23 protein-coding genes are annotated in these 25386 nt (G+C 71.9%); 17 read left to right on the top strand and 6 right to left on the bottom strand.

Annotated features, from left to right (window positions below; genetic code table 11):
• Nucleotides 1-10 precede the first annotated feature (10 nt).
• The 4 genes from IE264_RS18350 (at nt 11) to IE264_RS18365 (ending at nt 3829) form a co-directional block, all read left to right on the top strand.
• Nucleotides 11-1060: an iron-siderophore ABC transporter substrate-binding protein gene (locus IE264_RS18350; protein ID WP_032753494.1), complete on the top strand. Its 1050-nt coding sequence runs from the start codon at nt 11-13 to the stop codon at nt 1058-1060.
• Between the two features lie 50 nt (nt 1061-1110).
• Nucleotides 1111-2148 (top strand): FecCD family ABC transporter permease, encoded by a 1038-nt coding sequence (locus IE264_RS18355; protein ID WP_032753496.1) that lies wholly within the window; start codon nt 1111-1113, stop codon nt 2146-2148.
• Entirely contained in the window at nt 2145-3212 is a 1068-nt protein-coding gene (locus tag IE264_RS18360; RefSeq protein WP_032753498.1) for a FecCD family ABC transporter permease, read from the top strand. Before IE264_RS18355 ends, IE264_RS18360 begins: the two co-directional genes overlap by 4 nt.
• Before the next feature lie 80 nt (nt 3213-3292).
• Nucleotides 3293-3829 carry a hypothetical protein gene (locus tag IE264_RS18365; RefSeq protein WP_032753499.1) on the top strand — a complete coding sequence of 179 codons (537 nt, stop codon included), beginning with the start codon at nt 3293-3295 and terminating at the stop codon, nt 3827-3829.
• A gap of 124 nt (nt 3830-3953) precedes the next feature.
• On the opposite strand, the gene IE264_RS18370 is transcribed toward IE264_RS18365, so the two are convergent.
• Both IE264_RS18370 and IE264_RS18375 read right to left on the bottom strand, forming a co-directional pair.
• The gene (locus IE264_RS18370; RefSeq protein WP_015612058.1) at nt 3954-4610 is read right to left on the bottom strand and encodes a DedA family protein; all 657 of its coding nucleotides are present in this window, start codon (nt 4608-4610) and stop codon (nt 3954-3956) included.
• A 70-nt stretch (nt 4611-4680) separates the two neighbouring features.
• Nucleotides 4681-5565, bottom strand: a complete 885-nt coding sequence (locus IE264_RS18375; protein WP_032753501.1) for an SIS domain-containing protein — start codon at nt 5563-5565, stop codon at nt 4681-4683.
• Nucleotides 5566-5771: 206 nt separating this feature from the next.
• Here IE264_RS18375 and IE264_RS18380 point away from each other — a divergent pair, with 206 nt between their 5' ends.
• The 11 genes from IE264_RS18380 (at nt 5772) to IE264_RS18430 (ending at nt 18352) form a co-directional block, all read left to right on the top strand.
• Nucleotides 5772-6569 carry a DeoR/GlpR family DNA-binding transcription regulator gene (locus tag IE264_RS18380; protein WP_032753503.1) on the top strand — a complete coding sequence of 266 codons (798 nt, stop codon included), beginning with the start codon at nt 5772-5774 and terminating at the stop codon, nt 6567-6569.
• Between the two features lie 137 nt (nt 6570-6706).
• Nucleotides 6707-7111 (top strand): cell division protein SepF, encoded by a 405-nt coding sequence (locus IE264_RS18385; protein WP_015612061.1) that lies wholly within the window; start codon nt 6707-6709, stop codon nt 7109-7111.
• Between the two features lie 112 nt (nt 7112-7223).
• Nucleotides 7224-7583 (top strand): nucleotide pyrophosphohydrolase, encoded by a 360-nt coding sequence (locus IE264_RS18390; protein WP_078657330.1) that lies wholly within the window; start codon nt 7224-7226, stop codon nt 7581-7583.
• A gap of 124 nt (nt 7584-7707) precedes the next feature.
• Entirely contained in the window at nt 7708-8208 is a 501-nt protein-coding gene (locus IE264_RS18395; RefSeq protein ID WP_032753505.1) for a DUF6099 family protein, read from the top strand.
• Between the two features lie 34 nt (nt 8209-8242).
• Nucleotides 8243-9166: an LLM class F420-dependent oxidoreductase gene (locus IE264_RS18400; protein ID WP_015612064.1), complete on the top strand. Its 924-nt coding sequence runs from the start codon at nt 8243-8245 to the stop codon at nt 9164-9166.
• Nucleotides 9167-9201: 35 nt separating this feature from the next.
• Complete coding sequence (mmuM, locus tag IE264_RS18405; protein ID WP_032753506.1) at nt 9202-10125, top strand: homocysteine S-methyltransferase; 924 nt, start codon at nt 9202-9204, stop codon at nt 10123-10125.
• A 44-nt stretch (nt 10126-10169) separates the two neighbouring features.
• The gene (locus tag IE264_RS18410; protein WP_032753930.1) at nt 10170-11660 is read left to right on the top strand and encodes a 3' terminal RNA ribose 2'-O-methyltransferase Hen1; all 1491 of its coding nucleotides are present in this window, start codon (nt 10170-10172) and stop codon (nt 11658-11660) included.
• The gene (locus tag IE264_RS18415) at nt 11657-14239 is read left to right on the top strand and encodes a polynucleotide kinase-phosphatase (RefSeq protein ID WP_032753507.1); all 2583 of its coding nucleotides are present in this window, start codon (nt 11657-11659) and stop codon (nt 14237-14239) included. Before IE264_RS18410 ends, IE264_RS18415 begins: the two co-directional genes overlap by 4 nt.
• A gap of 63 nt (nt 14240-14302) precedes the next feature.
• Nucleotides 14303-15535, top strand: coding sequence for an arginine deiminase (locus IE264_RS18420; protein ID WP_032753508.1), 1233 nt, complete (start codon nt 14303-14305; stop codon nt 15533-15535).
• A gap of 157 nt (nt 15536-15692) precedes the next feature.
• Nucleotides 15693-16697 carry an ornithine carbamoyltransferase gene (gene argF, locus IE264_RS18425; protein WP_032753509.1) on the top strand — a complete coding sequence of 335 codons (1005 nt, stop codon included), beginning with the start codon at nt 15693-15695 and terminating at the stop codon, nt 16695-16697.
• A 182-nt stretch (nt 16698-16879) separates the two neighbouring features.
• Nucleotides 16880-18352 carry an amino acid permease gene (locus IE264_RS18430; protein ID WP_032753511.1) on the top strand — a complete coding sequence of 491 codons (1473 nt, stop codon included), beginning with the start codon at nt 16880-16882 and terminating at the stop codon, nt 18350-18352.
• Here the strand turns inward: IE264_RS18430 and IE264_RS18435 are convergent.
• On the bottom strand, nt 18303-18752 hold the full coding sequence (locus tag IE264_RS18435; protein ID WP_031126996.1) for an ATP-binding protein: 450 nt from the start codon (nt 18750-18752) through the stop codon (nt 18303-18305). The genes IE264_RS18430 and IE264_RS18435 overlap by 50 nt on opposite strands.
• A gap of 355 nt (nt 18753-19107) precedes the next feature.
• Between IE264_RS18435 and IE264_RS18440 the strand changes: the two genes are divergently transcribed.
• Nucleotides 19108-19935, top strand: a complete 828-nt coding sequence (locus IE264_RS18440) for an enoyl-CoA hydratase family protein (protein ID WP_015612072.1) — start codon at nt 19108-19110, stop codon at nt 19933-19935.
• A gap of 5 nt (nt 19936-19940) precedes the next feature.
• Nucleotides 19941-22223, top strand: coding sequence for a bifunctional salicylyl-CoA 5-hydroxylase/oxidoreductase (locus tag IE264_RS18445; RefSeq protein WP_032753932.1), 2283 nt, complete (start codon nt 19941-19943; stop codon nt 22221-22223).
• Here the strand turns inward: IE264_RS18445 and IE264_RS18450 are convergent.
• The 3 genes from IE264_RS18450 to IE264_RS18460 form a co-directional block, all read right to left on the bottom strand.
• Nucleotides 22210-22683 (bottom strand): hypothetical protein, encoded by a 474-nt coding sequence (locus IE264_RS18450; protein ID WP_032753512.1) that lies wholly within the window; start codon nt 22681-22683, stop codon nt 22210-22212. The two genes, IE264_RS18445 and IE264_RS18450, sit on opposite strands and share 14 nt — an antisense overlap.
• 74 nt (nt 22684-22757) lie before the next feature.
• On the bottom strand, nt 22758-23579 hold the full coding sequence (locus IE264_RS18455) for a PaaX family transcriptional regulator (protein WP_032753514.1): 822 nt from the start codon (nt 23577-23579) through the stop codon (nt 22758-22760).
• Between the two features lie 9 nt (nt 23580-23588).
• Nucleotides 23589-25247, bottom strand: coding sequence for an AMP-binding protein (locus IE264_RS18460; RefSeq protein WP_032753516.1), 1659 nt, complete (start codon nt 25245-25247; stop codon nt 23589-23591).
• Nucleotides 25248-25386 lie beyond the last annotated feature (139 nt).

A 25386-nucleotide genomic window follows, 5' to 3' on the forward strand; every position in this document is an offset into this window, starting at 1 on the left:
AGGAACACCCATGCTCGGCTTCACCCGCGTGCGTCGTCACACCCTTGCCGCTTCGGCCACCGCCGTCGCCCTCGCCGTCGTCCTGGCCGGCTGCTCCTCGGACGGTGACAGCGGCAAGGACACGGCGAAGGACGCGGGCAAGAGCGCAGGCGCCTTCCCCGTCTCGATCAAGAGCTCGCTCGGCACCGCGAAGATCGACGAGAAGCCCGAACGCATCGTCACCCTCGGCCAGGGTTCCGCCGAGACCGCGATAGCCCTCGGCCAGACCCCGGTCGGCATCGAGAGCTACCCGTGGGGCAGCGACAAGTCCGGCTACCTCCCGTGGATCAACGAAGCCGTGAAGAAGTCCGGCGACAAGCTCCCCAAGCAGTTCGCGGGCGGCGAGGAGATCGACTTCGAGGCCATCACCGAGCTGGAGCCGGACGTCATCCTCGCCCCCTGGTCGGGCATCACGCAGAAGCAGTACGACGTCCTCAAGGACATCGCCCCCACGGTCGCCTACCCGGACCAGGCGTGGAGCACCGACTGGGACCAGCAGATCGACATCATCGGCAAGGCGCTCGGCCGGACCGAGGACACCGACGGCCTCAAGACGAAGATCGAGAAGCAGCTCGCCGACGCCGCGGCCACCCGGCCGGACTACAAGGACGTCACCTTCTCCTACATCTACAACTCCGGCCCCGGCACCCTCGGCGTCTTCAAGCCCGAGGAGCAGCGCGTCAAGATGGTCTCCTCGCTCGGCCTGAAGGTCGACCCGGTCGTCAACGGCTTCAAGGAGACCCCCGGCACCGACTCGGCCCTCATCGGCCTGGAGAACGCCGAGAAGCTCAAGGACAGCGACATCGTCTTCACGTTCTACACGGACGCGAAGAACCGCAAGGAGATCGAGGGCCAGAAGCTGTACGGCGAGATCCCCGCGATCAAGAAGGGCGCCGTCGTCGCGAGCAACGACAACTCCTTCGTCACCGCCTCCTCGATCATCAACCCGCTGACCGTGCCGTGGACGATCGAGCGCTACCTGCCGATCATCGACGAGGCCGTCAAGAAGGCCGGCAAGTAACCCCGGCCGGGTATCCGAACCGCCGAAGCCACCAGGCACACTTCACTCCCATGGCAACCACCACGGTCGCACCGCCGAGCGGCGCCGGTACCTCCCGTACCGGCGCCGCTCGGACGGCGTTCCTCCTGCTCGCGGCCGTCGCCGCGCTGACGGTCGCGCTCTGCGCGAGCGTCATGTTCGGCAGCCGCTCCACCTCGCTCGGCGATGTCCTCGACGTCCTCGGCTCCCGTGCCGACGCCAACGTCACCGCCATCATCGAGAGCCGCTACCCCAGAACCGTCCTCGGGGTCCTCGCCGGACTCTGCCTCGCGGTCGCCGGCACCCTCATGCAGGGCGTCTCCCGCAACCCGCTGGCCGAACCCGGACTCCTCGGCATCAACGCGGGCGCCTCCGCGAGCATCGTCGCCGCGACCGCCTGGTTCGGCGCGTCGGGTGCCACCGACACCATGTGGTGGGCGCTGCCCGGGGCACTGGTCGCCGGAGTGCTCGTCCATGTCATCGGCTCCGCCGGTACGGGCACGAGCGTGGTGCGCCTGGTGCTCGCCGGAGCGGTGCTCACCGCCGTCCTGATGGCGTTCATCCAGGCGGTGACCCTCAGTAAGCCGCAGGTGTTCGACAGCTACCGCTACTGGGTGGTCGGAGCGCTCGGCGGCCGGGACTTCGACGTCTTCTGGTCCGTCCTGCCCTTCGCCGCCGTGGGCTTCCTCCTAGCCCTGGCCCTCGGCCCCGGCCTCAACACCCTGGCCCTCGGCGACGCCACCGCCGTCTCCCTCGGCTCGAACCCGGCGCGCACCCGGGGCGGCGGGCTCCTCGCCGCCACCCTGCTCAGCGCCGCCGCGACCGCCGCCGTCGGCCCGATCGCCTTCGTCGGCCTCGCCGTACCGCACGTCGTACGGGCCCTGGTCGGCGTCGACTTCCGGGTCCAGATGCTGTTCTCCGCGCTGCTGGGCCCCACCCTGCTCCTCCTCGCCGACGTCGTGGGCCGGGTCGTCATGCGCCCCACCGAACTCATGGTCGGCGTCGTCACCGCCTTCATCGGCGCACCCGCGCTGCTCATCGCCGTACGCAGGATGCGGGGCACGACATGACCGTCACCGAACCCCTTCGAGAGTCCGTCAAGGCCCCCCGCGGCTACCTGCTCGTCGGCCGTACCGTGGCGATACCGATGCGCCGCGCCTCCGTCCTCGCGGGCGCGGGTCTCCTCGTGCTCCTCCTCGCCGCCGCCGTGGCGACGCTGACCTGGGGGCGCCTCGGCCTCGACCTCGCCGACCTGCCCGCGGCCCTCGTCGGGGACGCGGAGGGCAAGGACCGCTTCGTCTTCAACCGGCTGCGCGGCCCCCGCCTCACCGTCGCCATCGGGGTCGGCGCGGCGCTCGGCCTCTCCGGCGCGCTCTTCCAGTCCGTCACCCGCAACCCCCTCGGCAGCCCCGACGTCATCGGGCTCTCCGCCGGAGCCGGGGCGGGCGCCGCGATCTGCGCGCTGATGTTCCCCGACACGGTCCCCGTCGCCGTCGGCGCCCTCATCGGCGCGGTCGTCGCGATGGCCCTCGTGTACGTCTCCACCGGCACCGGCTTCCGCAACCCCGCCCGGCTCGTCATCGCCGGTATCGGGGTCGCCGCGATGGGCGCCGCCGTCACCCAGTACGTCGTCTACGCCCTGGAACGCGACAAGGCGTCCGTCCTGACCGCCTACGTCAACGGCAGCCTGACCGCCCGCTCCTGGACCGACGCCACCACCATCTGGCTGGTTCTGCTCGCCACTGCCCCGCTGATCGCGCTGATCTCCCGGCGGCTCGACATCGGCGAGATGGGCGACGACATCGCCGAAGGGCTCGGCTCCGAACCGAAGAAGGCCAAGACCCTCGCCGTGGTCCTCGCCATCGTGCTCTCGGCGGCCGCCGTCAGCGTCTCCGGACCCATCGCCTTCATCGCCCTGACGGCCCCGCAGATCGCCCGGCGCCTCACTCGCGGATCCGGCCCCCACCTGCTGCTCTCCGCCGTCACCGGCGGCCTGCTGCTGGTGGCCGCCGACCTCTGCGCCCAGCAGCTCCCGCTCTTCGAGGACCTGCCGGTGGGGATCTACACCATGGCGATCGGCGGCGCGTACCTCGGCCATCTGCTGGTACGGGAGTGGCGCCGGGGCGTGCTCTGACAGCCGGTCTCGGGCTCCGGCGGCCGTCCTGAGACGGTGACGACTGGTCACGTACAGGTTCGTGGACCATACTGCCCGCCGTGGAGCAGAGCATAGATTCGAACAAGAAGCCCGAGTTCGCCGCAGGCACCGACCCGGCGTTCATCCCCCTCCCCGGCCTGTCGGCACCCGCCGCGATCCGGAAGACCGAACCGGAAGCGGAGGCCGGTACGGAGACGGACCCGGAGCCGGAGGACGCGCCCCGAGCGGAGGACGCGGCGGTGCCCGGATCCGACGCCGAGCCGGAGGCGGAGGTGTCCGACGCCCAGGAGCAGGCGGAGGAGAAGGAGGCCGGGGAAGGCCCGGTCTTCGAGGTCAGCGACCGCCGGGGCTCGATCCGGGTGGCCCGGGAAGGCATCAGGTTCCGGCTGGACGACCAGGAGGCCGAGTTCGACTGGGCCGAGATCGGCGCGGTGGAGATGAACCCGGCCCGGTTCGGCCGCCGGTTCACCGTGACCGTGCACCTGTCGACCCGGCGCTGGTTCAACGCCGAGGTCGAGGCGGCGAGCCGGACCCAGCTCAAGGAGTGGCCGGCCGCCCTGGACGCCGCCCTGGACGCCTACTTCGAGGAGTCCTGAGCGGGCCGGCCGGACCCCGGACACCTCCGGGCGGCCCTCCCGGAGCGCCACGGCGTCCGGGAGCGCCGGGCGGTGCTCCGGGGTGGGCGGTGCCGGGCGGTGGATCCGTGCGGGGCGTCGCCCGTCACTCGCCGCGCCGGGAACCCTTGCGGCCCCGGGCGCGCATCACCACGTAACAGATCAGCGCCAGCGCGGCCAGCGCGAGCACCACCTTGGACACCAGCCCCACGTACGTCCCGACGACGTCCCAGCGGTCGCCGAGCCAGTAACCCGCCATCACCAGCAGGGTGTTCCACACCAGGCTGCCCGCCGTCGTCAGGCCGACGAACACCGGCAGCGGCATGCGCTCCACACCCGCGGGCACGGAGATCAGGCTCCGGAAGACCGGCACCATCCGGCCCAGCAGGACCGCCTTCGTGCCGTGCCGCGCGAACCACTCCTCCGTACGCACCAGGTCCGAGGCCTTGACCAGCGGCAGCTTGGCCCAGAGGGCGTGCATCCGCTCCCGGCCGAATACGGCCCCGATCGTGTACAGCGCCACCGCCCCGACGACGGAGCCGAGCGTCGTCCAGAACAGGGCGGAGGCCAGACTGAGTACGCCCTGGGACGCGGCGAAGCCGGTCAGCGGGAGGATGATCTCGCTCGGCAGCGGCGGGAACAGATTCTCCAGCGCGATGGCGAAACCGGCACCCGGCCCGCCGAACGTCTCGACCAGGCCGGTGGCCCACCCCGCGATGCCGCCCTTGGGTTCCTCGGCGGCGACTGGCAGTGCGAGGTGCATGAGGGCTCTCCGGCGTGGGGGTGTCGGGTGCGCGGAGGGGCGTCGGCCTCCTCCTGCCGTCCATCCTCCCTCAGGCCTGGTCCAGCACCACCGACCGGGTCAGGTGGCGGGGTGCGTCCGGGTCGAGCCCCTGCGCCGCCGCACGGGCGAGCGCCAGCCGCTGTACGCGTACGAGGTCGGCCAGCGGGTCGAGTCCGCTCTCCACCCACTGGGCGCCCGTGGCGCGGACCTGCTCGGCCAGGCCCTCGGGCGCTGCGCCGAACATCCAGGTCGCCGTACCGGACGTGGAGACGCTGATGGGCCCGTGGCGGTACTCCATCGCCGGGTAGGACTCCGTCCAGGCCAGCGACGCCTCCTTCATCTTCAGCGCCGCCTCATGGGCCAGGCCGACCGTCCAGCCCCGGCCGAGGAAGGAGAACTGGGTGCGCTCCAGCAGCCCTTCGGACAGCGGCTCGGCGAGCGCCCGCTCCGCGTCCCGTACCGCCTCCTCGGTGTGCAGACCCAGGTGGGCCCGGAGGAGGGTGAGGGCGCTCGTGGCGAACCGGGTCTGGACGACGGACCGTTCGTCGGCGAAGTCGAGCACGACGAGATCGTCGGCCGCCTCCCGTACCGGAGTCAGCGGATCGGCGGTGACCGCGACCGTGCGTGAGGCCGGGCGCACCCGGGCCAGCAGCTCCAGCACCTCGGTGGTGGTTCCCGAGCGGGTCAGCGCGACGACCCGGTCGTAGCCGCGGCCGTGGGGGAACTCGGAGGCGGCGAAGGCGTCCGACTCGCCCTGGCCCGAGCCCTCGCGGAGCGCCGCGTAGGCCTGCGCCATGTAGAAGGAGGTGCCGCAGCCGACGACGGCGACGCGCTCCCCGGCGGCGGGCAGGACGGCCCGGTGGTCATCGGCCAGTGCGGCGGCGCGACGCCAGCAGGCGGGCTGACTGGCGGTCTCGGTCTCGGCGTACGACACGTCTGCACTCCACGGGACGAGGGGCGGATGGGGCCTCGATGTAGAATCCTGCACGTTACATGCAGTTATCGAGCAAGAACAAGCAAGATGCGCGGGGTGCGGAGTCGAACGCCCGGCGCCTGTGCGACGCTTGCGGCGGTCCGGCCACCGGCGACCGCGTTCCCGGGAAGCGCGGAGCCCGGCACCGGACGGTGAAGGAGACGCACGTGGCCAGGGACGCCCGGTGGGACGCGCTGCTGGAACTCGTCGGCAAGCACGGCAGGGTGGAGGTCGAGGAGGCGGCGGCGGCGCTCGCCGTGTCGGCCGCGACCATCCGCCGCGACCTGGACCAGCTCGCCGAACAGCACCTGCTCACCCGGACCCGGGGCGGAGCGGTCGCGCACGGCGTCTCCTACGAGCTGGCCCTGCGCTACAAGACCGGCCGCCACGCCCCCGAGAAGCAGGCCATCGGCCGCGCGGTCTCCGGGCTGGTCGCCGTCGGAGAGGTGGTCGGCCTGACCGGCGGTACGACGGTGACCGAGGTGGCCCGCGCGCTGGCGGTCCGCCCCGACATCGTCGGCGAGACCGCGGTCGCGGGCGGGCAGCCGACGCTCACCGTCGTGACCAACGCCCTGAACATCGCGAGCGAGCTGGCGATCCGGCCGCAGATCAAGATGGTCGTCACGGGCGGTGTCGCCAGGCCCCAGTCGTACGAACTGACCGGACCGCTGGCCGTCGGCGTGATGAACGAGATCACGCTGGACGTCGCCGTCCTCGGGGTGAACGCCATCGACATCGAACGCGGCGCCTACGTCCACCACGAGGGCGAGGCCAGCGTCAACCGGCTCCTCGCGGAACGGGCGCAGCGGGTGGTGGTCGCGGCCGACTCCTCGAAGATCGGCAAGCGGGCCTTCGCGCGGGTCTGCGACCTCGGCCTGGTCGATGTGCTCGTCACCGACTCCCACATCACGGCGGAGGCGAGGGACCGGTTCGGCGAGGCGGGCGTCCAGGTAATCGCGGTGTGAGGGCTCGGTGTGAGTGACTCGATCCGGCCCTTAGCCGTGTCGTTGGTACGCCGAACGGGTGAGGGGCGAGAGGATTGCCCGATGAACAGTGAGCGCAGCCGGCGCGAACCCGACCGGCTTGACGACGGGGTGGCCCTGTGAGCAGGTATGACAGGTACGACAGATATGACGCCACCGACGAACAGTGGGAGGGGCTCGCCCAGGTCGTACCCCTGCGGGGCCGCGACGAGTGGCCGTCCCGGATCGACCACCGCACGGTCCCGGACGAGCGTGCGGCCGAACAGCGACGCCTGGTCGTACTGCGGGTGCAGGTCTTCGCGGACGCCCGCGAGGTCGCGGAGTACCTGGTCGCCCAGGTCCCGGTGCTGCTCGACCTGACAGCGGCCGAGACGGATGTGGCCAAGCGGATTCTCGACTTCAGCAGCGGTGTGGTCTTCGGACTCGGCAGCGGCATGCACCGCGTCGACCGGAACGTCTTCCTGCTCGCCCCGGAGGGCATGGAGGTCGAAGGGGTCACACCGGCCGGGCTCGCCCAGTCCTAGGGCCTGTCGTAAAGCCCTTCCCTCCCGCCCCTTCTCGTCGGCCTCGCCGCCGGACGCCCCTCGGGGCGTCCGGGGCGGCGGTGTCCGGGGCGGCGGTGGTAGACCTGGGGCCGTGACAGAACTCGATGTGGCAGAACTCCAGCGGCGGCTGGCCGCGTTCGCGGCGGTCCGGGACTGGGAGCAGTACCACACCCCGAAGAACCTGGTGGCCGCCCTCAGTGTCGAGGCCTCCGAACTGGTCGAGATCTTCCAGTGGCTGACGCCCGAACAGTCCGCCCGGATCATGGACGAACCCGAAGCGGCCCATCGCGTCGCCGACGAGGTCGCCGATGTCCTCGCCTATCTCCTCCAGTTCTGCGAGGTGCTGGGCATCGACCCGCTCCAGGCGCTGGCGGCCAAGATGGACCGGAACGAGAAGCGCTTCCCCGTCCCGAGCCCGCCGGAACCCCAGGATCGTCACTCTTCGGAGTGATCGACTTATTCACAATCGACTTGGTGTCCACAGATTTCCGATTTCCTCTGGCCTTACGGTGCCATCTACCTCACTGTGGGTAATGAAAGAGGTGAGCGGGTTTTCGTACGGACGGGGGAAACGCATGGAAGCGGAGCGACTCATCGAGACGGGGCGGCGGGCCCTGGCGGAGAGCCGGGGTGCGCTGGACGTGATGGCGGAGGCCTGGCAGGCACAGGCCCTCGCGCGGACGGTCGGCAGCCGGCTGGCGCTGCTCGGCCCGATGGAGTTACGGGGGGAGGCGCGGGCACTCGGTGAGATCGGCGGCGGCTGCTCGGCGCCGGACCAACCGGCGGTCCTCTCCCGGGGCGCACGGGCGGCGCAGCTCTCCGGGATCGCCGATGTGCGGGCGGCCCTGACCGCTCTGGCGCTGCTCCTCGGCGAGGCCGGGATCGCGCTCGTCTCGGTGGCCTGCGACACGGGGGAGGACGGCCTCTACTGGCAGTGCATCGAGGCCATGGACGCGGCCGACGAGTCGCTCGACCGCGTGCACGGGCTGCTGAGACGGCTGGGGGAGCGGGAAAGGGAGCGCGACGGCCCCTACGGCGGGATACGCGGCCCCGCCCCGTCGGCGGCGGGGCCCTGAGGAAGAGCCGCCGGTGAAGGGGCAGGATGGGTGCATGGATCTTCGAATCTTCACCGAGCCCCAGCAAGGGGCCGACTACGACACCCTGCTCACCGTCGCCAAGGCCACCGAGGACCTCGGCTTCGACGCCTTCTACCGCTCGGACCACTACCTTCACATGGGCTCCGGTGACGGCCTGCCCGGACCGACCGACGCCTGGATCACGCTGGCCGGTCTCGCCCGCGAGACCAAGCGGATCCGGCTCGGCACGCTGATGACCGCAGGCACGTTCCGGCTGCCCGGCGTGCTCGCCATCCAGGTGGCCCAGGTCGACCGGATGTCCGGCGGACGCGTCGAACTCGGCCTGGGCGCGGGCTGGTTCGAGGAGGAGCACAAGGCCTACGGCATCCCGTTCCCCAAGGAGAAGTTCGGCCGGCTGGAGGAGCAGCTGGCGATCGTCACCGGCCTCTGGGCGACGGAGGTCGGCAAGACCTTCAGCTACGACGGCACGTATTACCAGCTCACCGATTCGCCCGCGCTGCCGAAGCCGGCCCAGGCCAAGGTGCCCGTCCTCATCGGCGGCCACGGAGCGACCCGCACCCCGCGCCTCGCCGCGCAGTACGCGGACGAGTTCAACATCCCCTTCGCCTCGCTGGAGGACAGCGAGAAGCAGTTCGGCCGGGTCAGGGCCGCGGCGAAGGCGTTCGGGCGGGAGCCGGACGACCTGGTGTACTCCAACGCCCTGGTCGTCTGCACCGGCAAGGACGACGCCGAAGTGGCCCGGCGGGCGGCGGCCATCGGCCGGGACGTGGAGGAGCTCAAGGCCAACGGGCTGGCCGGCTCGCCCGCCGAGGTGGTCGACAAGATCGGCCGGTACGCGGCCATCGGCTCGTCCCGGATCTACCTCCAGGTCCTCGACCTGGACGACCTGGACCACCTGGAGCTGATCTCCTCGCAGATCCAGTCCCAGCTGAACTGAACCGCTCCTCCCACAGGGGGACTGACGAGGAGGAGATGGCTGTGAGCACCGGCCGTACGCTCGCCGAAGCACTGGCGGAAGGCCCCGTCCTGCTGGACGGCGGACTCTCCAACCAGTTGGAGGCACAGGGGTGCGATCTCTCCGACGCGCTCTGGTCGGCCCGGCTGCTGGCCGACGCCCCGGAACAGATCGAGGCCGCCCACCTGGCTTATCTGCGCTCCGGAGCGCAGGTGCTCATCACCGCCAGCTACCAGGCCACGTTCGAAGGGTTCGGCCGCCACGGGATCGGCCCCGAACGGACCGGGGCGCTCCTCGCCCGCAGTGTGGAGCTGGCCCGGCGGGCGGCCGGTGCGGCCCGCCGGGCCGATCCCGGGCGGGAGGTCTGGGTCGCCGCCTCGGTCGGCCCGTACGGGGCGATGCTCGCGGACGGCAGCGAGTACCGGGGGCGGTACGGGCTGACCGTCCGGGAGCTGGAGCGCTTCCACCGCCCCAGGATGGCGGCGCTCGCGGAGGCGGAACCCGATGTCCTGGCGCTGGAGACGGTGCCGGACGTGGACGAGGCGGAGGCGGTGGTGCGGGTCGCCGAGGAGACCGGGCTGCCGGTCTGGCTCTCGTACAGCGTCGCGGGCGGGCGGACCCGGGCCGGGCAGCCGTTGGAGGAGGCGTTCGCGGTGGCCGCCGGGCGGGAGGCGGTGGTGGCCGTCGGGGTCAACTGCTGCGATCCGGCCGAGGCGGAGGAGGCGGTCCGGGTGGCGGTGGCGGTCACGGGCAAGCCGGCCGTGGTCTACCCGAACAGCGGGGAGGGCTGGGACGCCGGAGGCAGGGGGTGGACCGGGCGGAGCACCTTCGACCCGGGGCGGGTGCGGGCCTGGACGGGGGCCGGGGCGCGGCTCGTCGGGGGCTGCTGCCGGGTGGGGCCGGACCGGATCAAGGAGCTGGCGGGGCTGCTGGAGCGCTGAAAATGCCTGGTGGGAGGTGCGGAATGAAGACCATACTCGGACAGGTGTTCCTGACAATCGGTACGACCGGCACCCCTGAACGTCCCGCCACGGACCTCGGTTTCCTGCTGCACAAGCATCCCGACCGGGCGCAGGCGTTCTCCACCTCGCACGGCACCGCGCACGTCTTCTATCCCGAGGCGTCCGCCGAGCGCTGCACGGCCGCACTCCTGCTGGAGGTGGATCCGGTGGCGCTGGTGCGGCGCGGCAAGGGCAAGGGCCGGGGCGGTGCGCCCGACGCGGCGCTCGCGCAGTACGTCAACGACCGCCCCTACGCGGCCTCCTCGCTGCTCTCGGTCGCGCTCGCCACGGTGTTCACGTCCGCGCTGAGCGGTGTCTGCCGTTCCATGCCCGAGCGGGCCGGGGCCCCGCTGCCGCTGCGGATCGAGGTGCCCGCGCTGCCGGCCCGGGGCGGTGCGGAGCTGGTGCGCAAGCTGTTCGTGCCGCTCGGCTGGGAGCGGGTCGAGGCGACGGCGGTGGCGCTGGACGAGCAGTTCCCCGAGTGGGGCGACTCGCGCTACGTACGCCTCGTGCTGGAAGGGGAGTTGCGGCTCGCCGACGCGCTGCGCCAGCTCTATGTCCTGCTGCCGGTGCTCGACGACGCCAAGCACTACTGGGTCGCCCCCGACGAGGTGGACAAGCTGCTGCGGGCCGGTGAGGGCTGGCTCGCCGACCACCCCGAGCGCCCCCTCATCACCCGGCGCTACCTCTCCCACCGCTGGGGACTGACCCGCCAGGCCGATCAGGCCCTGGAGCTGGTCCGGCTCGCGGAGTCCGACGACCTCGACGTGGACAGCGTCGACAACGCGGTCGACGAGAGCACCGACACCGAGGAGAAGCCCGTCCCGCTGGCAGAGCACCGGCGCACCGCGATCCTCGAAGCGCTGCGCGGGGCCGGTGCGCACCGGGTGCTCGACCTGGGCTGCGGCCAGGGCCAGTTGGTGCAGGCGCTCCTCAAGGACGTGCGGTTCACCGAGATCGTGGGCGTCGACGTGTCGATGCGCGCCCTCACCATCGCCTCGCGCCGGCTCAAGCTGGACCGGATGGGGGAGCGGCAGGCGGGCCGGGTCACCCTTCAGCAGGGCTCCCTCACCTACACGGACAAGCGGCTCAAGGGGTACGACGCCGCCGTGCTCAGCGAGGTCGTCGAGCACCTGGACCTGGACCGGCTGCCCGCGCTGGAGTACGCGGTCTTCGGTTCGGCGCGTCCCCGCACGGTGCTCGTGACCACGCCGAACGTGGAGTACAACGTCCGCTGGGAGACCCTCCCTGCCGGGCACGTACGCCACGGGGACCACCGCTTCGAGTGGACCAGGGCCGAGTTCCGGGTGTGGGCGGGGAAGGTGGCCGAGCGCCACGGGTACACCGTCGCGCATCTGCCCGTCGGCCCGGACGACCCCGAGGTCGGCCCGCCCACCCAGCTCGCCGTCTTCACCCTGACCGACACGGAAATCGACAAGAAGACCGACAAGAAGAAGGAGGCGGAAGCCGCATGACGAACGACGACAGCACGAGCACCGACACCACCACCGGCGGCGGCGCCTCCCGCACCCTGCCGGTGACCGACCTCTCCCTCGTCGTCCTCATCGGCGCCAGCGGATCGGGCAAGTCCACCTTCGCCCGCAAGCACTTCAAGCCCACCGAGATCGTCTCCTCGGACTTCTGCCGGGGCCTCGTCGCCGACGACGAGAACGACCAGAGCGCCAGCCGCGACGCCTTCGACGTGCTCCACTACATCGCCGGCAAGCGCCTGGCCGCCGGACGGCTCACCGTCGTCGACGCCACCAGCGTCCAGTCCGAGAGCCGCAAGCAGCTCGTCCGGCTGGCCCGGGAGCACGACGTGCTGCCCATCGCCATCGTGCTCGACCTCCCCGAAGAGGTCTGCGCCGCACGCAACGCAGCCCGCCCCGACCGCGCGTCCATGCCCCGCCACGTCATCCAGCGCCACCGCCGCGAGCTGCGCCGCTCACTGCGCGGCCTGGAGCGCGAGGGCTTCCGCAAGGTGCACATCCTGCGCACCGAGGAGGAGGCCGAGAGCGCCGAAGTGGTCCTGGAGCGCCGGTACAACGACCTGCGCCACCTCACCGGCCCGTTCGACATCATCGGCGACATCCACGGCTGCCGCTCCGAGCTGGACACCCTGCTGGGCAAGCTCGGATACGTGGACGGTGCCCACCCCGAAGGGCGTACGGCCGTCTTCGTCGGCGACCTCGTCGACCGGGGCCCCGACAGCCCGGGTGTGCTCCGCCGCGTCATGTCCATGGTCGCGGCGGGCAACGCCCTCTGCGTCCCCGGCAACCACGAGAACAAGCTCGGCCGCTACCTCGCGGGCCGCAAGGTCCAGCAGACCCACGGCCTCGCCGAGACGATCGAGCAGCTGGCGCGCGAGGACGCCGAGCACCCCGAGTTCCGGCAGCAGGTGCGGGAGTTCATCGACGGGCTGGTCAGCCACTACGTGCTGGACGGCGGCAACCTGGTGGTCTGCCACGCCGGACTGCCCGAGAAGTACCACGGCCGCACTTCGGGCCGGGTCCGCTCGCACGCGCTGTACGGGGACACCACCGGCGAGACCGACGAGTTCGGCCTGCCCGTGCGCTACCCGTGGGCCGAGGACTACCGCGGCCGCGCCGCCGTCGTCTACGGCCACACGCCGGTGCCCACCACCTCCTGGATCAACAACACCATCTGCCTGGACACCGGCGTGGTCTTCGGCGGGAAGATGACCGCGCTGCGCTGGCCGGAGCGCGAACTCGTCGACGTACCGGCCGAGAAGGTCTGGTACGAGCCCACCAGGCCGCTCACCACCGAGGCGCCCGGGGGCCGGGAGGGCAGGCCGCTGGACCTCGCCGACGTCCAGGGCCGCCGGGTCGTGGAGACCCGGCACCTCGGCCGTGTCGCCGTGCGCGAGGAGAACGCGGCCGCCGCGCTCGAAGTCATGAGCCGGTTCGCCGTCGACCCGCAGCTCCTCGCCTACCTCCCGCCCACCATGGCCCCCACCGCCACCTCCCGCGAGGAAGGCTTCCTGGAGCACCCGGCCGAGGCGTTCGCGCAGTACCGCAGCGACGGCGTCGGGCGGGTGGTGTGCGAGGAGAAGCACATGGGCTCCCGGGCCACTGCCCTGATCTGCAAGGACGCCGCCGCTGCGACCGCCCGCTTCGGCACGGACGGCCCCACCGGCGCGCTGTACACCCGCACCGGGCGGCCCTTCCTGGACGACCGGGCCGTGACCGAAGTGGTCCTCGGCCGGCTCCGTACCGCCGTCACCGCGGCCGGGCTCTGGGAGGAGTGGGACACCGACTGGGTGCTCCTGGACGCCGAGCTGATGCCCTGGTCGCTCAAGGCCGGCGGACTGCTGCGCTCGCAGTACGCCGCCGTCGGCGCGGCCTCCGGCGCGGTCCTCCCCTCCGCCATCGCCGCCCTGGAGACGGCCGCCGCCCGCGGAATCGACGTCGGCGGCCTCGGCGGGCGGCAGCGCGGCCGGGCCGAGGACGCGGCGGCGTTCACCGAGGCCTACCGGCGCTACTGCTGGCCCACCGAGGGGCTGGAAGGGATGCGCATCGCCCCGTTCCAGATCCTCGCCGTGCAGGGCCGCTCGCTGGCCGCCGTCCCCCACGACGAGCAGCTGGCCTGGCTGGACCGCCTCGTCGAGCACGACCCGACCGGGCTGCTCCAGGTCACCCGCCGGCTCGTCGTGGACCCCGCCGACGAGGCGTCCGTCCGCGCGGGCACCGACTGGTGGCTGGAGATGACCGGGCGCGGCGGCGAGGGCATGGTCGTCAAGCCGCTCGGCGCCCTCGTCCGGGACACGAAGGGCCGCCTGGTCCAGCCCGGCATCAAGGTGCGCGGCCGGGAGTATCTGCGCATCATCTACGGCCCCGAGTACACCCGCCCGGAGAACCTGGAGCGCCTGCGCTCCCGGTTCCTCGGCCACAAGCGCTCGCTCGCGCTGCGGGAGTACGCGCTCGGACTGGAGGCCCTGGACCGGCTGGCGGAGGGCGAGCCGCTGTGGCGGGTCCACGAGGCGGTCTTCGCCGTCCTGGCCCTGGAGTCGGAGCCGGTGGACCCCCGGCTCTGAGACCCGCGCGAACCGTGGGCGATTCGCGGGGTGAACGGTGCTCCGCCCGGTGAGGATGAAGACATGGGATTCCATGTCGACTCCGAAGCCGGGCGGCTGCGCCGCGTCATACTGCACCGCCCCGATCTGGAACTGAAACGGCTGACCCCCTCCAACAAGGACGCGCTCCTCTTCGACGACGTCCTATGGGTGCGCCGGGCCCGGGAGGAGCACGACGGGTTCGCCGACGTCCTGCGCGACCGGGGAGTGGAGGTGCACCTCTTCGGCGACCTCCTCCAGGAGTCCCTGGACATCCCCGTCGCACGGCGGCTCGTGCTCGACCGGGTCTTCGACGAGAAGGAGTACGGGCCGCTCGCCACCGAGCACCTGCGCGCCGTCTTCGAGGAGCTGCCGTCCGCCGAGCTGGCGGAGGCGCTGGTCGGCGGGATGACCAAGCGCGAGTTCCTGGAGCGGCACAGCGAACCCACCTCCGTCCGCTTCCATGTCATGGACCTGGACGACTTCCTGCTCGGCCCGCTGCCCAACCACCTCTTCACCCGGGACACCTCCGCCTGGATCTACGACGGGGTCTCCATCAACGCGATGCGCTGGCCCGCGCGGCAGCGCGAGACCGTCCACTTCGAGGCGATCTACCGCCACCATCCGCTCTTCACCGGACCGGACGCGGGCGTCTTCCACCACTGGTCGGAGGGGCAGGACGACTACCCCTCCACCATCGAGGGCGGTGACGTCCTGGTCATCGGGCAGGGGGCGGTCCTGATCGGGATGAGCGAGCGCACCACCCCCCAGGCGGTGGAGATGCTGGCCCGCGGCCTCTTCGACGCGGGCTCCGCGCGCACGATCGTGGCGCTCGACATGCCCAAGGGCCGGGCGTTCATGCACCTGGACACGGTGATGACCATGATCGACGGCGATACGTTCACCCAGTACGCCGGGCTCGGCATGCTCCGCTCGTACACGATCGAGCCGGGCAGCGGCCCCCGCGAGCTGAAGGTCACCGACCACCCGCCCGAGCACATGCACCGCGCCATCGCCGCAGCGCTCGGCCTCGACTCGATCCGGGTGCTCACCGCCACCCAGGACGTGCACGCGGCGGAGCGCGAGCAGTGGGACGACGGCTGCAACGTCCTGGCGGTCGAGCCGGGCGTCGTCGTCGCGTACGAGCGGAACGCGACCACCAACACCTATCTGCGCAAGCAGGGCATCGAGGTCATCGAGATCCGGGGCAGCGAGCTGGGCCGGGGGCGGGGCGGACCGCGCTGCATGAGCTGCCCGGTGGTGCGGGACCCTGTGTAGTGCAGGCACTTATCAGACAGGGGACCAGCGGATTCCGGACCCAGGGGGCTGTATAGGAATGCAGGTAGTCGTATAGACTTCCAGCACTGTTCGTCGATCCCCGCACGATCCCTGCTGGGATCACCGCCAGATCCCGTCCCACCCTGGAGCCGTCACCATGGCCATCGACCTCACCGGCCGCCCCTTCCTCAAGGAGCTGGACTTCACCGCGGAGGAGTTCCTCGGCCTGGTCGCGCTGGCCGGCGAGCTGAAGGCGGCCAAGAAGGCGGGGGCCGAGACCCAGCGGCTGCGTGGGAAGAACATCGCGCTGATCTTCGAGAAGACCTCGACCCGCACCCGCTGCGCGTTCGAGGTCGCCGCCGCCGACCAGGGCGCCTTCACCACCTACCTGGACCCCTCCGGCTCCCAGATGGGCCACAAGGAGTCGGTGAAGGACACCGCCCGGGTGCTCGGCCGGATGTTCGACGGGATCGAGTACCGGGGCGACAGTCAGCAGGTGGTCGAGGAGCTGGCCGCGTACGGCGGCGTCCCCGTCTTCAACGGGCTCACCGACGACTGGCACCCCACGCAGATGCTCGCCGACGTCCTGACCATGACCGAGCACAGCGACAAGCCCGTCACACGGATGGCCTTCGCCTACCTCGGCGACGCCCGCTTCAACATGGGCAACTCCTACCTGATCACCGGCGCCCTGCTCGGCCTGGACATCCGGATCGTCGCCCCCGAGATGTACTGGCCGGCCCCCTCCGTCGTGGAGCAGGCGGAGAAGCTCGCCGCGGTCAGCGGCGCGAAGGTCACGCTCACCGCCGACGTCGCCGAGGGCGTCCGCGGCGCCGACTTCGTCGCCACGGACGTGTGGGTCTCGATGGGGGAGCCCAAGGAGGTCTGGGACGAGCGCATCGCCGCGCTCGCGTCGTACGCCGTGACGATGGACGTCCTGCGGGCCACCGGCAACCCGGACGTGAAGTTCCTGCACTGCCTGCCCGCCTTCCACGACCTGGGCACCCAGGTCGGCCGGGACGTCCACGCCGCCCACGGGCTCACCGAGCTGGAGGTCACCGACGAGGTCTTCGAGTCGGCGCACTCGGTGGTCTTCGACCAGGCCGAGAACCGGATGCACACCATCAAGGCCGTGCTGGTGGCGACGCTGGCGGACGTGTAGCCGCCTCGGGGTCAGCGGTTTGCATGGTTCCTCGCCCGATTGGGTGAACATGCGCGGGGGTGGCTACGATGTCGCCTCTGGTGGGGTTCGGGCTCGCACGCTCGAACCCCTTACCTGTGTCGCCGCCCACGCGCACACGGGGCCGTCCCCCCACTGCACCACCAGAGAAGAGAACGTCCCGCATGAGCCCCGGCCTGCCGAATCCCGGCACCGCACACCGTCCCGGCCTGCGCCGCAAGAGCCCCGACCAGCTCATCGCCGAGTCCGGCGGCGACCTGGAGGGCCACGGCCTCAAGCGGACGATGGGCCTCTTCCAGCTCGTCTGCTTCGGCGTCGGGGCCATCGTCGGCACCGGCATCTTCGTCGGCCTCTCCGACACCGTCGCCGAGGCCGGACCCGCCGTCGTCATCTCGTTCGTCCTGGCCGCGATCACCTGCATCTTCACCGCCTTCTCCTTCGCGGAGCTGGGCAGCGCGATCCCGGTCTCGGGAAGCTCGTACTCCTTCGCGTACGCCGCCCTCGGCGAGCGCACGGCGTTCCTCGTCGGCTGGTGCCTGATGCTGGAGTACGGCGTCTCGGTCTCCGCGGTCGCGGTGGGCTGGAGCCAGTACGTCAACGAGCTGCTGAACAGCCTGATCGGCTGGGAGCTGCCCGCGGCCGTCTCCGCCGGGCCCGGCGACGGCGGCGTGATCAACCTCCCGGCGGTCGTCGTGATCGCGATGGCCGCCACCCTGCTGGTGCGCGGCGTCCGGGAGAGCGCGACCGCGACCGCCGCCATGGCGGTCCTGAAGATCGGCATCCTGCTCGCGTTCTGCGTGATCGCGTTCACCGCGTTCCAGGACGACAACCTCGTGCCGTTCGCGGGCCACGGCCTCGGCGGGATCACGGCGGGCGCCTCGCTGGCGTTCTTCTCGTACATCGGCTTCGACGCCATCACGACCGCCGGCGAAGAGGTCAAGAACCCCCGCCGGAACATTCCGATCGCCATCCTGATCTGCATCGGCGTCGTCACGCTGCTCTACTGCGCGGTGGCGCTCTCGGCCATCGGAGCCCTCGGCGCGGACGCCGTCTCCGACCGGCCCGCGGCCCTCTCGCTGGTCGTCAACCAGGTCACCGACTCCTCGGTCGGCGGGGGCATCATCGCCTTCGGCGCGGTCGTGGCCATCGCTTCCGTGGTGCTCGCCGTGATGTACGGGCAGACCCGCATCCTGATGTCGATGTCCCGCGACGGGCTGATCCCGCGCGTCTTCGAACGGGTCTCGCCCAAGACCCACACGCCGGTCGCCAACACCTGGATCGTGGCCTGCGTCTTCGCCGTACCGGCGGCCTTCGTCCCGCTCGACGTCGTCGTCAACCTGACGACCATCGGCACGCTCGCCACCATGGTCGCCGTCAATGTGGCCGTCGTGGTGCTCCGCCGCCGCAACCCCGAGCTGGAACGCTCCTTCCGGGTGCCGCTCTACCCGGTGAGCCCGGTGCTCGGCGTGGTGTTCTGCCTGTATCTGATGTACGGGACCGGCTGGACGACCTGGGTCCAGTTCGCGGTCTTCCTCGCCGCCGGTTCGCTGCTCTACGCCTGCTACGGGCGCAAGCGGTCCCGGCTGGTCAGCTCTCCGGGGACGGGCCCGGCTGGGACGGTATCGCCGGAAGCGTGAACCAGACGGCCTTGCCGTGCTCCGTGGTGCGGTGACCGCAGGCGGAGCTGAGGGTCCGGATGAGCAGCAGGCCGCGGCCGTGCTCCTGCCAGGGGTCGACCTCGTAACCGTGCGGCGGCCGGGACAGGTCGCCGGGCGGAGCGGGGTCGTGGTCGTGCACCTCGACCTGGCAGCCGGTGGGCAGCAGCTCCACGACCAGCTCGATCGGCTCGCTGCTCACCGTGTGCTCGACGGCGTTGGCCACCAGCTCGGCGGTGAGCAGCTCGGCGGTGTCGCTGTCCGCCGGGGCATGGATGTCCGACAGGGCGGTACGGACGAGAGCGCGGGCGATCGGCACGGCTGCCGTGGAGTGCGGCAGGGCGATCCGCCAGGAGGCGGGAACAGGGACATCGGGCGGCACGGCGGGGTTCCGTTCGGGAGCGGGTCTTCCTTGTAGCGGGACTTCTCGACTCATCGGGGTCTTCCGACTCGTCATCGGGCTCTCCCGACTCCTCGTCGGGGTTTCTCGACTCACTCGACTCATCACTCGACTCATCGGCATCGCGTATCGAGACTTCCTGGGGTCAACCTTACGAACCGCACGGCCCTGGCCATAGAGGCGGTCGGCCGGTGCAAACAGGACTTTCGCCACAACAGTCTCACGGTCGGCGTATCGCGACCTCGTGACGACGGTCACGTACGAGTGATAACTTCGGTGGTGGAACGCGACCCGCGCCCGGTCGGCAACCCGCCCGAATGCTGAAGGGAACCCCTTCATGAGCTCGTTTCCCAGCTCCGCCCCGCGCGTGGAGGAGTGGCGCCATCTGCGGATCACCCGGGACGACGGTGTGGTGACCGTCACACTGGACCGCCCCGAGAAACTCAACGCCCTCACCTTCGGTGCCTACGCCGATCTGCGCGACCTGCTCGCCGAGCTGACCCGGGAGCGATCCGCCCGCGCCCTCGTGCTGGCCGGCGAGGGGCGCGGCTTCTGCTCCGGGGGCGACGTCGAGGAGATCATCGGCGCCACCCTCGCCATGGACACCGCCGCGATCCTGGAGTTCAACCGGATGACCGGCCAGGTCGTACGGGCCCTGCGCGAGTGCCCCTTCCCGGTCGTCGCCGCCGTCCACGGGGTCGCCGCCGGAGCCGGAGCCGTCCTCGCCCTCGCCGCCGACTTCCGGGTCGCCGACCCCTCCGCCCGCTTCGCCTTCCTCTTCACCCGGGTCGGCCTCTCCGGCGGGGACATGGGCGCCGCCTACCTTCTGCCCCGGGTCGTCGGCCTCGGCCACGCCACCCGGCTGCTGATGCTCGGCGACCCCGTCCGGGCCCCCGAGGCGGAGCGGATCGGGCTGATCAGCGAGCTGGCCGAGGAGGGGCAGGCCGACGCCCGCGCCGCCGAGCTGGCCCGCCGCCTCGCCGACGGCCCCGCCCTCGCCCTCGCCCAGACCAAGGCGCTGCTCACCGCCGAACTGGACATGCCGCTCGCCGCCTCCGTCGAGCTGGACGCCAACACCCAGGCCCTCCTGATGCACGGCGAGGACTACGCGGAGTTCCACGCCGCCTTCACCGAGAAGCGGCCGCCGAAGTGGCGGGGGAGGTGACGGCCATGCCGACCCCTGTGCGGAGCGTCGCGGTCATCGGCGGCGGCCCCGGCGGCCTCTACGCCGCGGCCCTGCTCAAACGGCTCGACCCGGACCGCGCGATCACCGTGTACGAGCGCAACGCACCCGACGACACCTTCGGCTTCGGCGTCGTCCTCTCCGACGAGACCCTCGGCGGGATCGAGCACGCCGACCCGGAGGTCTACCGGGCACTGAGCCGTGAGTTCGTCCGCTGGGACACCATCGACATCGTCCACCGCGGCCGCACCCACACCTCCGGCGGCCACGGCTTCGCCGCCCTCGGGCGCCGCCGGCTGCTGGAGATCCTGCACGAGCGCTGCACCGCCCTCGGCATCGACCTCCGCTTCCGCACCGCCGCCCCGCCCGCCGCCGAGCTCGCCGCCCGCCACGACCTGGTCATCGCCGCCGACGGGGTGCACAGCGCGACCCGCGAGGCGCACGCGGACGCCTTCGGCCCGGCCGTCACCGAGCACCGCAACCGCTACATCTGGCTCGCCGCAGACTTCGCGCTCGACGCCTTCCGCTTCGAGATCGCCGAGACCCCGTACGGCGTCATGCAGCTGCACGGCTACCCGTACGCCGCCGACGCCTCCACCGTCATCGTCGAGATGCGCGAGGAGGTGTGGCGTGCCGCCGGACTCGACACCTGCGACCCGGCCGAATCCACCGCCCGCTGCGCCAAGTTCTTCACCGAGGCCCTCGACGGCAGGCCCCTGCGCGCCAACAGGTCCAGCTGGCTCACCTTCCGTACGGTCACCAACTCCCGCTGGTCGCACGGGAACACGGTCCTCATCGGGGACGCCGCCCACTCCGCGCACTTCTCCATCGGCTCCGGCACCAAGCTCGCCGTCGAGGACGCCCTCGCGCTGGCCGCCTCCATCGAGGAACAGCCGGACCTGCCCGCCGCGCTGGCCGCGTACGAGGCCGAGCGCCGCCCGGTCGTCGCCTCCACCCAGCGGGCGGCGGCGGCCAGTCTGCGCTGGTTCGAGGAACTGGCCGGCTACGTCGACCAGCCGCCCCGCCGCTTCGCGTTCAACCTGCTCACCCGCAGCCGCCGGGTCACCCACGACAACCTGCGGCTGCGCGACGCCTCCTTCACCGCCGCCGTCGAGGAGGAGTTCGGCTGCCCGCCCGCCACCCCGCCGATGTTCACCCCGCTGCGGCTGCGCGGCCTCGAACTGCGCAACCGGGTCGTCGTCTCACCCATGGACATGTACTCGGCCACCGACGGGCTCCCCGCCGACTTCCACCTCGTCCACCTCGGCGCCCGGGCGCTCGGCGGCGCCGGACTCACCATGACCGAGATGGTCTGCGTCAGCCCCGAGGGCCGTATCACCCCCGGCTGCACCGGCCTGTGGACCGACGAACAGGCCACCGCCTGGCGGCGGATCACCGACTTCGTCCACACCTCGGCCCCCGGCGCGGCCATCGGCGTCCAGCTCGGCCACTCCGGCCGCAAGGGCTCCACCCGGCTGATGTGGGAGGGCATCGACCAGCCCCTGGAGACCGGCAACTGGCCGCTGTCGGCCGCCTCCCCCCTGCCGTACCGGCCAGGCGTCAACCAATTCCCGCAGGAGCTGGACACCGCCGGACTCGCCACCGTACGCGAGCAGTTCGTCCGGGCGGCCCGCCGCGCGGCTACCGCCGGCTTCGACCTCCTCGAACTCCACTGCGCCCACGGCTACCTGCTCTCCGGCTTCCTCTCCCCGCTCACCAACCACCGCACCGACGGCTACGGCGGATCACTGGCCGCGAGACTCCGCTTCCCCCTCGAAGTCTTCGACGCCGTCCGCGAGGTCTGGCCCGAGGACCGCCCGATGACCGTCCGGATCTCCGCCACCGACTGGGCCGAGGGCGGCACCGACGCGGAGGACGCCGTCGCGATCGCCCGCGCCTTCGCCGAGCACGGGGCGGATGCCATCGACGTGTCCACCGGCCAGGTCGTCCCCGAGGAACGCCCCGAGTTCGGCCGCTCCTACCAGACCCCGTACGCCGACCGGATCCGCAACACTGTGGACGTCCCCGTCATCACGGTGGGCGCCATCTCCTCCTGGGACGACGTCAACTCCCTGCTCCTGGCGGGCCGCGCCGACCTCTGCGCCCTGGCCCGCCCCCACCTGTACGACCCGCACTGGACGCTCCACGCGGCGGCCGAACAGGGCTACACCGGACCGGGCGCACCCTGGCCGCTCCCGTACGGCGCGGGCAGCCGCCCCCCGCCCACGGGCCGCACGGACGGGCCGAAGCCGCGGCTCAGGCTGGAGTGACCCCCGCCGCCCCGGCCGCGGTCAGGCAGGTGTGGCAGAGGCAGGGTGTGGGGTGGGGCAAGGTGTGCCACCGTTCGGCGCGCAACTCGGCGGCGAGCCCTTCGAGCCGTGCGGCGGTCTCCTCCGCCTCCTCCCGGCCGTCCCAGACCTGGCCCGCGTCGTTCTCCGCCTCGCGCCGCAGCACCGCCGGGCTGCGGACCAGGGCGGCCCGGAAGGTGTGCAGGTGGTGCGTGGCCATGTCCAGGGTGATGTAGGCACCGGTGTGCCGCCCCGGCCCCACGGTCGTCACCTGCTCGTGGCCGCCGGGCCGGGAGCCGATGACGTACACCTTCGCCCCGCCCCGGTACGCCTTGGTCCCGGGCCGCAGCTCCTGCCCGCCGTCCCCGTACCGCCGCCACCGCACCACATTGGCGGCGATCAGCCAGAGCGGCTCGGGTGGGGGAGCGAGGGGCGGGGTCATGCCTCATCCTCCCCTCCGGGTCACCCCCGGGGCACCCGGATTTTCCCCGCGCGGGCCCTCGGCGAGCCCCGCGCTCACCCCCGCACGAACCGCTCCCCGGCGTCCCGCAGCCTCTCGTGCAGCTTGCCGAAGACCTCCGCCGAGCGGCCGCCCGGCCACCCCTTCGGCAGCAGCTCCTCCGGCAGCCCCGGGTCCGCGTACGGGAGTTGGCGCCAGGAGTCCAGGGCCAGCAGATAGTCCCGGTAGGCGTCCTGCGGCCGGGGGCCCTCCTCGGTTCCCGGGGGCGACTCCCACTCCCGGAGCACCGGCTCGTGCAGTTCCAGGAAGTCCCGGTGGAGGCGGGCCACCGCGTCCAGGTCCCACCAGCGGGCCACCGACTCACGGGTCGCGGCGAAGCCCAGGTGGTCGCCGCGGAACAGGTCGACGTACGGGGCGAGTTCGAGGCGCTCCAGGGTGTGCCGGGTCTCCTCGTAGAGGCCGGCCGGGGCGATCCACACCCCGGGGGCGGCCGTGCCGAAGCCGAGACGGGCCAGCCGGGAGCGCAGCAGATGGCGCTTGGCGCGCTCGGCCTCGGGGACGGAGAAGACCGCGAGGACCCAGCCGTCGGCGAGTCGGTGCGCCGGACGGCCGTAGATGCGCCCGTCGCCGTCGTCGAGCAACTGGCGGGCGTCCGGCGACAGGGCGTACCCCGCCGAGCCGTCCGCCGCCCGCGCGGCGACCAGCAGCCCGCGCCGCTTCAGCCGCGAGACGCAGGACCGTACGGAAGGCGCGTCGACACCCACGGCGTGCAGCAGCCGGATCAGCTCCGCCACCGCGAAGGGCGAGCCGTCCGCCGGACGGCCGTAGGCGCCGTAGAGCGTGACGATCAGGGAACGGGGGGTGCGCAGCTCGGCCACGTGATCACTCTAGTGCCGGTCCCGGAGCAGGAACCGCTGGAGCTTGCCGGTCGCGGTGCGTGGCAGGGACTGTTCGAAGGCGAAGACGCGCGGGCACTTGTGCGGGGCGAGGTTGGCCTTCATATGGGCCCGCAGCGAGTCCGCCGTCTGCTCCGACCCCTGCGTCAGCACCACGTGGGCCACCACGATCTCCCCGCGCAGTTCGTCCGCCCGGCCCACCACGGCCGCCTCCGCGACCTCCGGATGGCGCAGCAGGGCGTCCTCCACCTCGGGGCCCGCGATGTTGTAGCCGGACGAGATGATCATGTCGTCGGCGCGGGCCACGTAACGGAAGTAGCCGTCCGGCTCACGGACGAACGTGTCACCGGTCATGTTCCAGCCGTGCCGCACGTACTCCGTCTGGCGGGGGTCGGCGAGATAGCGGCAGCCGACGGGGCCGCGCACTGCGAGCAGCCCGGGTTCGCCGTCGGGCAGCTCCTCGCCGTGCTCGTCGACCACCTTGGCCTGCCAGCCCGGCACGGGGACGCCGGTGGTGCCGGGGCGGATGGCGTCGTCGGCGGCGGAGATGAAGATGTGCAGCAGCTCGGTGGCCCCGATGCCGTTGATGATGCGCAGCCCGGTCGCCTCGAACCAGGCCTGCCAGGTCGCCGCGGGCAGGTTCTCCCCGGCCGACACACAGCGGCGCAGCGCCGACAGGTCGTGGCCGTCCAGCTGGCCGAGCATCGTGCGGTAGGCGGTCGGCGCGGTGAACAGGACCGAGACCCGGTGGCGGGCCAGTGCGGGCAGCAGATGGTTCGGCCCGGCCTGCTCCAGCAGCAGCGTCGAGGCCCCGGCCCGCAGCGGGAAGACCAGCAGACCCCCGAGGCCGAAGGTGAAGCCGAGCGGCGGGCTGCCCGCGAACACGTCGTCCGGGACGGGCCGCAGCACCTGGCGGGAGAACGTGTCGGCGATGGCGAGCAGGTCCCGGTGGAGGTGCATACAGCCCTTGGGGCGTCCGGTGGTCCCCGAGGTGAAGGCGATCAGCGCGACCTCGTCGGCGGCCGTGTCGACCGCCCGGTACGGGCCGGAGCCGGAGTGCGCGGCCGCCAGCCGGGTCAGGTCCTCGGGGCCGTCCCCACCGAACAGGGTCGTCCGCAGCCCCTCCACGTCCGCCTTGGCCAGGTCCTCGGCCGAGCGCGCGTCGCACAGCGCGTGGCTCACCCGGGCGATCGAGCAGATGGTGGACAGTTCACTCGTGCGTGCCTGCGCCAGTACGGTCACGGCGACCGCGCCCGCCTTCATGACGGCGAGCCAGCACGCGGCCAGCCAGGGTGTGGTCGGTCCGCGCAGCAGCACCCGGTTGCCGGGCACCACGGCCAGGTCGTCGGTGAGCACATGGGCGATGCGGTCCACGGTCTCCCGCAGCTCGCCGTAGCTCCAGACGCCCCCGTCGCCGGAGCGCAGCGCGGGGCGGTCGGGACCCCGCTCCTCGACCGTGCGGTCCAGCAGCTCGTGCCCGCAGTTCAGCCGGTCGGGGTAGTGCGGCGCGGGATCGTCCAGAAGGAGTTCCGGCCACTGCTGCGGCGGTGGCAGATGGTCGCGCGTGAACGTGTCGGTGTGCGCACCGGGGACGCGTACGGACGCGTCGGCGGCGGCTGCGGGCGTGTTCGGCGAGGAATTCGGCTCCATGAAGGATCGCCCCCTTGTCGCCTCTGGAGCGTATCGTTTGGGTGACGGTAGTCAACGGTCCGCGATAAGACAGAAACGCGGTAAGAACAGAGACGCGACAAGACAGATACGCGACAAGAAGAAGACGCGACCGGAGCAG

The sequence above is a fragment of the Streptomyces microflavus genome (assembly GCF_014650075.1).
Taxonomy (GTDB): Bacteria; Actinomycetota; Actinomycetes; order Streptomycetales; family Streptomycetaceae; genus Streptomyces; species Streptomyces microflavus.